The sequence below is a fragment of the Methyloversatilis sp. genome (genome assembly GCF_030696805.1).
Taxonomy (GTDB): domain Bacteria; phylum Pseudomonadota; class Gammaproteobacteria; order Burkholderiales; family Rhodocyclaceae; genus Methyloversatilis.
On record NZ_JAUYRO010000039.1, the window covers coordinates 24,408 to 37,310 of the forward strand.

At 63.5% G+C, this 12,903-nt stretch carries 15 protein-coding genes; 14 read left to right on the forward strand and 1 reads right to left on the reverse strand.

Going from position 1 to position 12,903, the window contains the following annotated elements; genetic code table 11:
• Positions 1-179 precede the first annotated feature (179 nt).
• From fliF to Q8R75_RS06460, 10 genes are all read left to right on the forward strand, one after another.
• Positions 180-1,898 carry a flagellar basal-body MS-ring/collar protein FliF gene (gene fliF, locus Q8R75_RS06415; protein ID WP_305612005.1) on the forward strand — a complete coding sequence of 573 codons (1,719 nt, stop codon included), beginning with the start codon at positions 180-182 and terminating at the stop codon, positions 1,896-1,898.
• Positions 1,891-2,883, forward strand: coding sequence for a flagellar motor switch protein FliG (gene fliG, locus Q8R75_RS06420; RefSeq protein WP_305612007.1), 993 nt, complete (start codon positions 1,891-1,893; stop codon positions 2,881-2,883). Before fliF ends, fliG begins: the two co-directional genes overlap by 8 nt.
• Positions 2,884-2,920: 37 nt before the next feature.
• Positions 2,921-3,622, forward strand: a complete 702-nt coding sequence (locus Q8R75_RS06425; protein WP_305612009.1) for a flagellar assembly protein FliH — start codon at positions 2,921-2,923, stop codon at positions 3,620-3,622.
• A gap of 115 nt (positions 3,623-3,737) precedes the next feature.
• Positions 3,738-5,108: a flagellar protein export ATPase FliI gene (gene fliI, locus Q8R75_RS06430; RefSeq protein WP_305612015.1), complete on the forward strand. Its 1,371-nt coding sequence runs from the start codon at positions 3,738-3,740 to the stop codon at positions 5,106-5,108.
• Positions 5,109-5,186: 78 nt separating this feature from the next.
• A complete protein-coding gene (gene fliJ, locus Q8R75_RS06435; RefSeq protein WP_305612011.1) occupies positions 5,187-5,624 on the forward strand; it encodes a flagellar export protein FliJ in 438 nt (145 codons plus the stop codon).
• Positions 5,625-5,695: 71 nt separating this feature from the next.
• Complete coding sequence (locus tag Q8R75_RS06440; RefSeq protein ID WP_305612013.1) at positions 5,696-6,715, forward strand: flagellar hook-length control protein FliK; 1,020 nt, start codon at positions 5,696-5,698, stop codon at positions 6,713-6,715.
• A 141-nt stretch (positions 6,716-6,856) separates the two neighbouring features.
• Complete coding sequence (locus Q8R75_RS06445; protein WP_305626283.1) at positions 6,857-7,462, forward strand: flagellar basal body-associated FliL family protein; 606 nt, start codon at positions 6,857-6,859, stop codon at positions 7,460-7,462.
• 29 nt (positions 7,463-7,491) lie between these two features.
• Complete coding sequence (gene fliM, locus Q8R75_RS06450; protein ID WP_305626281.1) at positions 7,492-8,517, forward strand: flagellar motor switch protein FliM; 1,026 nt, start codon at positions 7,492-7,494, stop codon at positions 8,515-8,517.
• The gene (fliN, locus tag Q8R75_RS06455; RefSeq protein ID WP_305615757.1) at positions 8,514-8,957 is read left to right on the forward strand and encodes a flagellar motor switch protein FliN; all 444 of its coding nucleotides are present in this window, start codon (positions 8,514-8,516) and stop codon (positions 8,955-8,957) included. Before fliM ends, fliN begins: the two co-directional genes overlap by 4 nt.
• Positions 8,958-9,147: 190 nt before the next feature.
• Positions 9,148-9,339 (forward strand): YqaE/Pmp3 family membrane protein, encoded by a 192-nt coding sequence (locus tag Q8R75_RS06460; protein ID WP_305615755.1) that lies wholly within the window; start codon positions 9,148-9,150, stop codon positions 9,337-9,339.
• A gap of 84 nt (positions 9,340-9,423) precedes the next feature.
• Here Q8R75_RS06460 and Q8R75_RS06465 read toward each other — a convergent pair whose 3' ends face one another.
• Positions 9,424-10,278: a GGDEF domain-containing protein gene (locus tag Q8R75_RS06465; RefSeq protein WP_305615753.1), complete on the reverse strand. Its 855-nt coding sequence runs from the start codon at positions 10,276-10,278 to the stop codon at positions 9,424-9,426.
• A 305-nt stretch (positions 10,279-10,583) separates the two neighbouring features.
• Between Q8R75_RS06465 and fliO the strand changes: the two genes are divergently transcribed.
• The 4 genes from fliO to fliR are packed head-to-tail and all read left to right on the forward strand — an operon-like array spanning position 10,584 to position 12,794.
• The gene (gene fliO / locus Q8R75_RS06470) at positions 10,584-10,982 is read left to right on the forward strand and encodes a flagellar biosynthetic protein FliO (protein WP_305615751.1); all 399 of its coding nucleotides are present in this window, start codon (positions 10,584-10,586) and stop codon (positions 10,980-10,982) included.
• The gene (fliP, locus tag Q8R75_RS06475) at positions 10,979-11,731 is read left to right on the forward strand and encodes a flagellar type III secretion system pore protein FliP (RefSeq protein ID WP_305615749.1); all 753 of its coding nucleotides are present in this window, start codon (positions 10,979-10,981) and stop codon (positions 11,729-11,731) included. The genes fliO and fliP overlap by 4 nt, the downstream gene beginning before the upstream one ends.
• 13 nt (positions 11,732-11,744) lie before the next feature.
• Positions 11,745-12,014: a flagellar biosynthesis protein FliQ gene (gene fliQ, locus Q8R75_RS06480; RefSeq protein ID WP_069039926.1), complete on the forward strand. Its 270-nt coding sequence runs from the start codon at positions 11,745-11,747 to the stop codon at positions 12,012-12,014.
• Positions 12,015-12,020: 6 nt separating this feature from the next.
• Positions 12,021-12,794 carry a flagellar biosynthetic protein FliR gene (fliR, locus tag Q8R75_RS06485; protein ID WP_305615746.1) on the forward strand — a complete coding sequence of 258 codons (774 nt, stop codon included), beginning with the start codon at positions 12,021-12,023 and terminating at the stop codon, positions 12,792-12,794.
• Positions 12,795-12,903: the final 109 nt, after the last annotated feature.

Consider the following 12,903-nt stretch of genomic DNA (forward strand, 5'->3'; position numbering starts at 1 on the left):
CAGGAATTGATCGACCGTTCCAGCGTAGCAAGGCGCAGGCCACGTTTTCGGGCGGATCAGCCGGTCAAAAACCCGCCTTATCCGCGGAACGGCTCGCGCGAGGCACGCCGACAATCCGTCTCATCCTGCAAGGTCTGCCGTGCTGCAGACCCTCATCCGTCACCTGCGCGAGACGAAACATGGCCGCTGCAAACGCCGTACTTGATCCGAACACCGCCTCTTCCGGGGGCGCCAATCCGATGGCGCTTGCGCAGCAGCGACTGGCAGCCTTGCCGATGCAGAAAAAGATGGGACTCGCCGGCGGCCTGGCGATGGCGATCGCGCTGCTGGTCGGCGTCGCGCTGTGGAGCAACAGCCCCAATTACGAAGTGCTGTTCTCGAACATCAACGACAAGGACGGCGGCGCCATCGTCGCGATGCTGCAGCAGCAGAACGTGCCGTACAAATTCTCCGAAGGCGGTCACGCCATCCTGGTGCCGTCGCAGTTCGTACATGATGCGCGGCTGAAGCTCGCCGCCCAGGGGCTGCCACGCGGGGGCTCGATCGGCTTCGAGCTGATGGAAAAGCAGAAGATGGGGCAGTCGCAGTTCTCCGAGCAGGTGACCTACCAGCGTGCGCTGGAAGGTGAATTGGCGCAGACCATCGGCACGCTGGCCGCAGTCGACAACGCCCGCGTGCATCTGGCCATTCCGAAACAGAGCGCTTTCCTGCGCGACGACCAGAAGCCCTCGGCATCGGTGGTGATCGGTCTGCTCGGCGGCCGCACGCTGAGCCCGGAACAGGTCGGCGGCATCGTGCACCTGGTCGCATCGAGTGTGCCGCAGCTGGCCACCGAAAACGTTTCGGTGCTCGACCAGAACGGCAACCTGCTGTCGGGCAACCGCGACATGAAAAACGGCGCGACGCTCAACCCGACCCAGCTGAAGTATGTGAACGAAATCGAGGCATCCACCATCCGGCGCATCGAAGCCATGCTGGAGCCGCTGATGGGGCGCGGCAACTACCGCGTGCAGACCGCCGCCGACATCGACTTCAGCCAGACCGAACAGACCGCCGAAACCTACAAGCCGAATCCGACGCCGGACGCCGCGATACGCAGCCAGCAGATGAGCGAATCGGTCAGCAACCAGCCGGCCGCCGGTGGCGTACCGGGCGCGCTGGCCAATCAACCACCGGCACCGGCCGCCGCGCCGATCGTGATACCGCCGGCGCCCGGAGGGCCCGCGGCCGAAGGTGCGCCCGGGGCGGCGCCGATGGTGCCTATCAACACGCGCAAGGATTCGACGACCAATTTCGAGCTGGACAAGACCGTACAACACATCCGCCAGCCGACCGGCCAGATCCGCCGTTTGTCGGTAGCCGTACTGGTGGCGCAGAAGATCAAGACGGATGACAAGGGCAACGCCACGCCGGTGGCGCTCACCGACGCCGAACTCAAGCGCATCAACGATCTGACGCGCGAGGCGATGGGTTTCAACGAAGCGCGTGGCGATACGCTGAACGTGGCATCGGCCCCCTTCACCGAAGTGCAGCAGGAAGTGATCGATACGCCGATCTGGAAAGACCCGGAACTGACCGGCATGGCGGGCGACCTGCTGAAGTATCTGCTGGTCGCCGGCGTCGCCGCCTACCTGTTGTTCGGTGTGCTCAAGCCGCTGGTACGCACGCTGACCGAACCGGTCGAGCGCGACGAAGACGACGTTCGCGACGTCACGCTGGATGCCGATGGCCAGCCGATCGCCCTGCCCGGCAGCGCCGCAGCGCAGCTCGAACTGTCACCGGAGGCCCGCGCAGCGCTCGATTTCGAAACCAAACTCGAAGCGGCACGCACGATGGCGAAGAACGATCCGAAGGCGATCGCGGAAGTAATCAAGCACTGGGTGAACGGCGATGAATGATGCTGGAATCGAACGCAGCGCTCTGCTTCTTGTGACGCTGGGCGAAGACGCCGCAGCCGAGGTGCTCAAGCACCTCGGGCCGCGCGAGGTGCAGAAGATCGGTACTGCAATGGCCGGGCTGCGCAACGTGCCGCGCGAACGCGTGATCGAAGTGCTCGACCTGTTCGACGAAGCCACCTCGGCCGGCAGCCGCGTGTCGGCCGACGAGACGCTGATCCGCAACATGCTGACCAAGGCGCTCGGCGAAGAGCGCGCCGGCCATCTGCTGTCACGCATCCTGAACGACTCGGACACCGCCGGCATCGAAGGCCTGAAGTGGCTTGACGCAGCCACCATCGCCAATCTGATCAAGAACGAACACCCGCAGATCATCGCCACCATCCTGACCCACCTCGAATTCGATCAGGCCGCCGAGGTGCTGAAGCTGTTTGCGGAACGGCTGCGCAACGACGTCATCCTGCGCATCGCCACGCTCGACGGCGTGCAGCCAGTGGCACTGAAGGAACTGAACGACGCGATGTCGCGCGTGCTGGCGGGCTCGGCCAAGATGAAGAAGACCGCGCTGGGCGGCATCAAGGCGACCGCCGAAATACTTGGCTTCGTCGGCAGTGCGAATGAATCGGCCATCCTTGATGCCGTCAAGGAATACGACGCCGAACTGGCGCAGAAGATCGTCGATGAAATGTTCGTGTTTGAAAACCTGCTCGACATCGACGACCGCGGCATCCAGACCCTGCTGCGCGAAGTCAGCGGCGACCAGCTGGTACTGGCGCTGAAGGGCGCCTCCCCAGAGTTGCGCGAGAAGATTTTCAAGAACATGTCGTCGCGCGCCGCGGAATCCCTGCGCGAAGACCTCGAGGGCCGCGGCCCGGTCAAGCTGTCCGAGGTGGAGGGCGAACAGAAGGAAATCCTGAAGATCGCTCGTCGTCTGGCAGAAGAAGGCCAGATCGTCATGGGCGGCAAGGGCGGCGAGGAAATGCTGTGATCCGGTGCGATCCCGACGACACCTGCGGGAGCAACCGATGACATCGGACGGCGCACTCGCCTTCACGCACTGGAAGCTCGAAGTGTTCGACCAGGGCGTGGCGCCGACTGTGGGCATTGAGGATGCCCCGGGCGGGTCGCAGGGCCGCGCATCCGCAACGCCGGTAACGACAACACATGCGGTAGCCGACTCGGAAGCAGGCAGCGAGACGCAGCCCGACTTCAAGCTGCCGACGGCCGAAGAACTCGAAAAGCTTCAGACGGACGCACACCGCGAAGGGTATGCCGCGGGCTACGAAGAAGGTACGGCGCGCGTGCGCATGGAAGCCATGCGCCTGCACAGCGTGATCGAACAGCTCGAAGAGGCACTGGCATCGCTCGACACCGAAGTGGCGCAGGGCGTGCTGCACCTGGGCGTGGAAATCGCCCGCCAGGTGGTGCGGCAGGCGATCGCGGTCAAACCGGAAGTGATCGTCGGGGTCGTGCGCGAAGCGATCAACCAGCTACCGCATCAGCACACAGCGATCTATCTGAACCCGGACGACGCGTCGCTCGTGCGTTCGCACGCGGGTGACCAGCTGGCGCATGCCGGCCACCGAATATTCGAAGACACCGCGATTGCACGCGGCGGCTGCAAGATCGAAGCGGGCGGCAGTCATATCGACGCCACGCTGGCCACACGCTGGACGCGCATTGTCGAGGCGCTGATCGACGACGCGGACTGGATAGAACATGACTGACACACTGGACACCAAGGCCGACGAGGCTTTGCCCGACGACACGCCGGACACCGCAGTGCTGGAGGCGGCCGCACCCGCGGCGTCGAACCTGCACGTTGCGAAGTGGTCGGGTTTCATGACCGACTGTGGCACGCTGGCCGGACGGGTCAATCCGTACCTGCACGCGGGGCGTCTGACCCGCATCAACGGTCTGGTGATGGAAGCCGCCGGCCTGAAGCTGCCGCTGGGTTCCGGCTGCCGCATCATGGTTCCGGGCGGCAATAGCTGCGAAGCCGAAGTGGTCGGTTTCAACGGCGACAAGCTGTTCATGATGCCGACCGACGACGTCGTCGGCCTCGCCCCCGGCGCGCAGGTGATTCCGCTCGAAGCAGCGCCGCAGCGCCCGACGCCGACCGAAAGGCTGGAGCCTCGCCGGCGTGCATCGGACCGTGCCAAGCACCTGCCTGTTGGCGACGCCTTGCTCGGACGCGTGGTCGATGGTGCCGGTCGCCCGCTCGACGGGCTCGGCCCTGTCATCACGCGGCACTCGCGTTCGGTGGCCAGCCGCGCGGTGAATCCGCTGCTGCGCGAGCCGATACGCCGCACCATGGACACCGGCATCCGCTCGATCAATTCGCTGCTCACCGTCGGCCGCGGCCAGCGCATCGGTCTGTTCGCCGGATCCGGCGTCGGCAAGTCGGTGCTGCTGGGCATGATGGCGCGCTTCACCTCGGCCGAGGTCGTGGTGGTCGGGCTGATCGGCGAACGGGGCCGCGAGGTGAAGGAATTCATCGAGCAGATCCTTGGTGCCGCCGGCCTGAAACGATCCGTCGTGGTCGCCGCACCGGCCGACACCAGCCCGCTGATGCGGCTGCAGGGTGCGGCCTATGCCACCACGGTTGCCGAGTGGTTCCGCGATCAGGGCCGGCATGTGCTGCTCATCATGGATTCGCTGACCCGCTATGCGATGGCGCAGCGCGAGATTGCACTGGCCATCGGCGAGCCACCGGTCACCCGCGGCTATCCGCCGAGCGTGTTCGCCCGCCTGCCGCAACTGGTCGAGCGCGCGGGCAACGGACCGGAGGGTGGCGGCTCGATCACCGCGTTCTACACCGTGCTGGCGGAAGGTGACGACCAGCAGGACCCGATCGCCGACTCGGCGCGCGCCATTCTCGATGGCCACTTCGTGCTCACCCGCCAGCTGGCCGATGCCGGCCACTACCCGGCCATCGACATCGAACAGTCAGTGTCGCGCGCCATGCACGGGTTGGTGAAACCCAGCCATTTCGATCTGGTGCGCCGCTTCAAGGGGCTGTGGTCGCGCTATCAGCGCGCGCGCGACCTCATTTCAGTCGGCGCCTATTCGCCGGGCTCGGACCCGCAACTCGATCTTGCAGTGAACATGTTTCCGACGCTGGAAGCGTTTCTGCAGCAGGCCATCGATGAGCGTGAAGGATTTGAGGACGCCGTGATGAAGCTGCACCAGATTTTCGGTCTGAATCCCTGATTGCAAAAATCGGTGACACGAGTGGCGGCCGTGACCGGCCGCACGCAACGTGCGCCGTCAAAGAGAGACCTTTGAATCATGGCTGAACCCTTTCGTCTGCAGACCATTCTCGACCTGAGCCAGACGCGCATGGACGAGTCGGCACGTGCGCTGGCAGCGCTTATCGCCAGCGAACACGACCAGTCGCGCAAGCTCACGATGCTCGAGGACTACCGCAAGGAGTATCAGGACCAGTTCATGGCCGCTGCACGCAACGGCATGACACCGGGCCAGTGGAGCAATTACTCCGCCTTTCTCGCGCGCATCGACGACGCCATCCGCCACCAGCAGCAGCAGGTGGAACAATCGCGCGACCGCGCCCAGGCTGGCCAGCGCGTATGGCTCGACACGCGAACCCGCGTGAAGGCCTTCGAAACACTGTCCGACCGCCATCAAGCCACACTGGTCAAGCGTGAAGCCAGGGCCGAACAGCGGGTGGCCGACGACCGCTCGGGTCGCGTGGTTGCGGACGACTGACACAGAACGTCATGCCGCCCAGCAGCTGGCACGCTAGCTGCTTATACCCCTCCATCAACGGAGGACCTCCCATGTCAGACATCAAGCTCAGCCTGCCCTCGTCGGCCACGCCGCTCGCGTCCAGTGGCCCGGTGGGCGAAGCGCGCGGCATCGGCGCCGATGCGTCGCCCGAAGACGCTGCGACGGCATTTGCCAACCTGCTACAGGATTCCCTGAAAAACGCACCCGAAGACCCGCGCGCCGCCTTGCTGGCGAAGCTGCTCGATGACGGCAACGGTACGCCGGACGACGAGAAGGTCGATCTGCTGGATGCGCTGAGCGCCGATCCGGCCCGCATCGCGACCGAACTGCTGCCGGCCGGCTTGCTCGTGCCGGCGACCCTGCCCGTCATCGAACGGCTGGCCGGCCGGGGAGATGCCCTGGACGAACAGGCCGACCTTGATCTCGATCTGACCGGGCAAGGCGGCAGGAAAGCGGGCCGCGAGGCGTCGGGCGAATTGCCGGCGGCAGTGATTGCCGCCGCGACAGATGGCACCGGCGAAACGAACGGCAAGAATCTGCCGGACGCGCTGCTGGCTGGAGACACCCGGACGGACGGCGGTCAGCCGGCAACGCCGCAGACCGCCCAGGGCGATTTTCGCGGCCACCTGAACGCTGCACAGAAGCCGCCCACCGAAATGGCGGTTGCCACCCCGATCACGCATCCTGGCTGGGCGGACGACATCGGCCACCAGGTGATCTGGCTGGCCGACAACGGCAACAGCCGCGCGGAACTGATCCTGACGCCACCACATCTTGGCCGGATCGAAATTTCGCTGCAGATCGGCGGCGATCTGGGCACCGCACAGTTCGTATCGGCCAACCCGCAGGTGCGGGAAGCACTGGAGCAGGCCATGCCGCGACTGCGTGAAATGCTCGCCGAGGGCGGCATTTCTCTTGGCGACACCAATGTCAGCGGCGAACAACGCTCCGGCGAACAGGGTCAGGGCAGCCAGCGCGGCGCGCGCGGGCGCGATGGGAACGGCGATGGCGAGCTGCTTGTCGCACCGGCAGCGCGGCGCGGCAGCGGCCTTGTTGACCTGTTCGCGTAGCACCCCGGTAACGGGTTGAAAACGCGCTCCTGACGGCGCCGCATACATCGGCGCTAAAAAAACGGGACATTCGGCCGTTATTCGGTCATTGAAAGGCATCAGTACCCGCCGACAATCCCGATCCATACAGGAGCGCACAACATGGCAAAAGCCGCCACCGCAGACGACGTCGCCGCCGACGCACCCAAGAAGAGCAAGAAAATGCTCTTCATCATCCTTGCCGTCGTGCTGCTGGTCGTCGTCGGCGGTGCCGCCGCGATGTTCATGATGGCCGGCAGTCATGCCGAAGAGGGTGACGACGAGCACGCCGAAGAAATGAGCGACGAAGATCCGGACGCCAAGGCCGTCGCCGCCAAGAAGGCCAAACTGAAGAAGAAGAAGGAAGCCGAAGCCAAGGGCCTGCCGCCGGTATTCGTTGAACTCGATCCCTTCACGGTCAATCTGGCGCCCGAAACACAGGTTGATCAGTACCTGCAGGTCAAGGCTACGGTCAAGGTTGAAGAACAACCCGCAGCCGACAACCTGAAGGTGTACATGCCTGAAATCCGCCACCACGTGCTGATGCTTCTGTCCGGCAAGAAGGCGTCGGAGCTGGGTACGACAGCAGGCCGGGAAGCACTTGCAGGCGAGATGAGGAATTCGATCAATGCCATCGTTGGCGAAGTACCTACCAACAAGAAGGGCGAGCCGGGAGAGCCTGTCGGACCCGTGGAGGCCGTGTTGTTCACGTCCTTCATCGTCCAGTAGGCTGAATCCGGTCGCCGCGAGGAAACGCGATGTCTGATTTTCTTTCCCAGGAAGAGGTCGATGCCCTGCTCAAGGGCGTCACCGGCGAGGCCGACGATGTGGCCGAAGCCGAAGACACGGGCGGCGTACGCCCGTACAACCTCGGCACCCAGGAAAGAATCGTGCGCGGGCGCATGCCCACGCTGGAGCTCATACACGAGCGTTTTGCCCGCTACCTTCGCATCGGCCTGTTCAATTTCATGCAGCGCAGCGCAGAGATTTCGCTCGGCCCGATCCGGCTGCAGAAGTATTCCGAATTCATCCGCAACCTGGTCGTACCGACCAATCTGAATCTGGTCCAGGTCAAGCCGCTGCGAGGCACCGGGCTGGTGGTGTTCGATCCGAACCTCGTCTTTCTGGTCATCGACAACATGTTCGGCGGTGACGGGCGATTCCACACCCGGGTTGAGGGGCGTGACTTCACGCCGACCGAACAACGCATCATCCAGGGCCTCCTGGAAGTGTTCTTCGCAGAGTACGAACGGTCGTGGGAGCCGGTGTTCAAGATCAATTTCGAGTACGTGCGCTCGGAAATGAATTCGCAGTTCGCCAACATCGCCACGCCGTCGGAGATCGTCGTGGCGGCGACCTTCACCCTGGAACTCGGCGGCGTGTCGGCGGAAATGCACATCTGCCTGCCGTATTCGATGGTCGAACCGCTGCGCGACACGCTGAATTCATCGATGCAGAGCGACAGCGTCAGCTCGGACAACCGGTGGATCAACCTGCTGACTCGTCAGGTGCAGGATGCTGCGGTGGAACTGAACGTGCAGCTGGGGGGCGGCTCGCTGACCCTGGGCGGCCTGAACAACCTAAAGGTTGGCGACATCATTCCGATAACCATTTCAGACACGGTGCTCGCCGAAGTTGATGGCATTCCCGTCCTGGAATGCAAGTACGGCATACAGGCTGGCCGCTATGCGCTGAAGATCGAGCGTTTCATGGCCGGCGAAGAAGAACTGATCGAACACGCCCTGAACGTGCAGGGCAAGAAAAAGGGTGAGGAACCATCATGAGTGATCTGGCTGAAGCCGAAGAGCAGGTCAGCGATGACGACTGGGCAGCTGCGATGTCCGAGCAGACCACAGCTGACGACGCACTTGCCGCACTCGATGGAGAGGCGGCTAAGGATGTACAGCCTGCCAACATTTTCCAGCAGTTCGGTGATGCGGCGAACAAGTCATCCGAAGGCCTGCGCGACTTCGAAATGATTCTCGACATCCCGGTCCAGCTGACCGTGGAACTCGGACGCACCAAGATTTCGATCCGGAATCTGCTGCAACTGGGTCACGGTTCGGTGGTGGAACTGGACGGCATGGCCGGCGAGCCGATGGACGTGCTGGTCAACGGCACGCTGATCGCACAGGGCGAAGTGGTGGTGGTGAACGAAAAGTTCGGCATTCGCTTGACCGACATCATTACGCCGGCGGAGCGGATGAAGAAACTGAAACGCTGACGAATGCCATCGATCGGGCCGGAGATCAGTCAGAGTACGTCTGGCGAATGGAAAAGAGCGATGCCATGGCGTCGCTCTTTTTTTGTCGGCGCCCGCCGTCACGGCAAGTAGGCAAGGCTGACGCGGAGGCGATGCGCGGGCTGCGCAACGGATGGTATCGTGAGCCATCCCGACATTTCACGGAGCTGTCATGCGACTGCTGCTCGCCATTTTTCTGCCGTTCATGGTCTTCTTCACCATCGGTCGCCCGATCGCTGGCGTGATTTGCCTCATCCTGCAGCTGACGCTGATCGGATGGATACCGGCTGCGCTGTGGGCGGTCTATGCGCTGAGTCAGTACAAGACTGACAAGCGCATCGAAGAAGCGCTCGGCAAGCGGTAGGCAGCACTGCCGGTTCGAGGCAAGTTGTCCGGTGTCACGTCAGACCCCACTGCATGCTGACTGCGCAATCGCGGCGGGGAACGGCTAACCTCGACTGGCGTCGTCGAAGATCGCAAAGCCGCTCGCGGCCCGCTTTGCTTGATACATGGCGACATCGGCACGCTGGACCAGTTGCTCGGCCGTCTCGCCATGTTCCGGATAGAGCGCGATGCCGATGCTGGGCGTGATGATGAGCTGAAGGTCATCCATGTTGATCGGGGTGCCGAGGTTCGCAAGCACCATACTGGCCACGCGCTCGATGTTTTCCCGGCCCTGGGGGTTCATCAGCAAATAGAGAAACTCGTCGCCCCCGTTGCGGCATACCGTGTCTTCGTCTCGACAGTGTCCGTTCAGACGGCGCGCAATCTCCTCCAGCACGCGGTCGCCGGCGGCATGACCATGCGTATCGTTGATTGTCTTGAAACGGTCCAGATCGAGAAACATGATGGCCAGCGTCCAGCCATGGCGCTCGGCGAGCGAGATGGCTTGCGCAAGCCGGTCATCGAACAATGTGCGATTGGGCAAGCCGGTCCTCGAGTCGTGCATCCCGTCGAACTTCGCCTTCTGCTCTCCCCGCTGTGACAGCGCGAGGGCGGCCTCCGATTCGATCAACGCTTTCCGGGAGCGCTTCAGCGCAGATTCGACACCCTTCAGGTCTTCGATGCCCTGAGCCAGCGTATCCGTCACCTCATGCAGGTCGCCCGCGACATCCTGCACCTTGACTTCAACCCCCTCGCTGTCTGCCAGCGCTTCATGCACGGGCAGGGACGTTACACCCTCTGCAATCTTTGCCTTGACGACATCGTTTGCCGAAGTGAGCTCGTTGGCAACGACTTCGACCTTCGCCTTCGCTTCGTGGCTCTTTTCAAGCGCCCGTCTGAACGTCTGCGGGGCGAGCACGGGACGATCCGGGCTAGATGGATCTGCGGTCATGGGGTGGTGTGGTACCAGGTGGATCCGGAGCAAAGTAAGGAATTCGTCGAACTCGCGATCGACACTTTTTCATCCTTGAGAATCTTGTGCCTTTGGCATCAGCGCAGGCGATACGTTCAACACCTCTCGCGCGCTGCGTAACGACGATCCCCGGCTGCGCACGGAGCCGGAAGTCGAGCGGCGGAAATTGCCGCCCTAAAACCGATCTATTCCCGCGCTGAACGGGTACTGTCGGGCGCTAGCCTTGGCGCATGAAAACCTGGCTTTCTCTCATGCTGCTTGTTTCCGCCGGCTTGCTGCAGGCTGCGGAGCCCGTGGCACCTGCTGCGCCCGCCAGTGGTGCCGGCGCGGTCATGCAGATGGTCGGCGCGCTCGGTGTCGTGCTGGCGACGCTGTTTGCCGTGCTTTGGCTGCTGCGCCGCCTGTCCGGTGGTCGCCTCGCGGGCAGCGCACCGATCCGCACCGTGGGCGGCATCGCCGTGGGATCACGCGAACGCGTGGTATTGCTGGAGATCGGCGAGCACTGGCTGGTCGTGGGCGTCGCGCCCGGCTCGGTCACCGGCATCGCGACACTGCCGCGCGGCGAGATCAGTCCGGTCGGCAGCGATACAAAGCCGGTCGCGGCAGACTTCGGCGCCCTGCTGGCAAAGTTGAAGGCGGGTCGATCATGACCCGGCGCTTGCTTCCAGCACTGGGTCTGACTTTCCTCGGCAGCCTCGCGGCACCGGATACGTGGGCGCAGGCCCTGCCCGCGCTGACCAGTACGCCAGCCGCCGGCGGCGGCACCAATTGGTCACTGTCGATCCAGACCCTGCTGCTGCTGACCAGCCTGTCCTTCCTGCCGGCGGTCATGCTGATGATGACCAGCTTCACCCGCATCATCATCGTGCTTTCGCTGTTACGTCAGGCCATGGGCACGCAGACCAGCCCGCCCAACCAGGTGCTGATCGGCCTGGCGCTGTTCCTGAGCTTTTTCATCATGGCGCCGGTCGGCGAGAAGATCTACGCCGAGGCCTATCTGCCGCTGAGCGAAAACCGCATCGGCTTCGAACAGGCGCTGGACGCCGGCGCCAAGCCACTGAAAACCTTCATGCTGAAGCAGGTGCGCGAGCCCGATATTGAGCTGTTCATGCGCCTGTCGAACACCCCGAAAGTCTCCAGCTCGGAGCAGTTGCCGATGCGCGTGGTCGTGCCGGCATACGTCACCTCGGAACTGAAGACTGCATTCCAGATCGGCTTCATCATCTTCATTCCCTTCATCATCATCGACATGGTGGTCGCATCGGTGCTGATGGCGATGGGCATGATGATGATGTCGCCGGTCATCGTGTCGCTACCGTTCAAACTCATGCTGTTCGTGCTGGTGGATGGCTGGAACCTCATCCTCGGCACTCTCGTTTCGAGTTTCGGCCAGATATGAAGGACTGCGCACCATGACGCCCACCACCGTCGTCGACATCGGCCGCCACGCCGTCGAAACCCTGCTACTCGTGTCCGCACCGATGCTGGGCGCAGCGCTGATCACCGGCCTCATCGTCAGCATCTTCCAGGCCGCGACGCAGGTGAACGAAATGACGCTTTCGTTCATCCCGAAGCTGATCGCGGTATTTGCCGTGCTGGTGATCGGCGGCCCGTGGATGATCACCATCATGACCGACTACATGCGCCGGCTGTATTCATCGATCCCGTCGCTGCTCGGCTAGTACTGAATGATTTCGGTCACCGCCGCCCAGCTCGACCTGTGGATGGCAAGTTTCCTGTTTCCGCTGGCGCGGGTGATGGGGCTGATCGCCGCGGCACCGGTATTCAGCAACCGCGCCTTCGTCATGCGCGCCCGGCTTGCGCTCGGACTGCTGATTACGTTTGCCATACTGCCCACCCTGCCGCCGTCCGGGCTGAGCGTCGGCACCTGGCCGGGCACCATGGCACTGGTACAGCAGATGCTGATCGGCATCGCGCTCGGCTTCACGATACGCATCGTATTCGCCGCGGTCGATCTGGCCGGGGAGCTGATCGGCCTGCAGATGGGTCTGGGTTTCGCGATGTTCTACGACCCGGACAACGCGTCCCAGTCACCGGTGATCGCGGAATTCCTCGGTCTGATGGCGACACTGATCTTCCTGTCGATCAATGGTCATCTGATGTTGCTGGCCGTGCTGGGCAACAGCTTCGAGTGGTGGCCGGTCGGTGCCGACCTGTTCCCGGCCAACGGCTGGCTGGCCATCGCGCGCTGGGGCAGCACGGTGTTTTCCGCCGGCCTGATGCTGGCGCTGCCACTGATCGCGGCGCTGCTGGTGGTCAATATCGCACTGGCCGTGCTGACACGCGCCGCGCCAGCGCTGAACCTGTTTGCCATCGGCTTCCCGGTGACGCTGATTGCCGGCTTCGTGATGTTGATGCTGATGCTGTCCTTCATCGCACCGGCGATGCAGCGCCTGTTCGAGTACGGCCTCGAAACCGTAGCCCAACTGGCAATGGGGTGAAGCAGGGGTTTCGGCGGGCATTGCCCGCCGCCTGCTGAACGGGCCGGCTGTGCAAAGCCGGCTTCCCGAGCTCAGGGGTTTCGGCGAGCACTGCTCGCCGCCTGCTGAA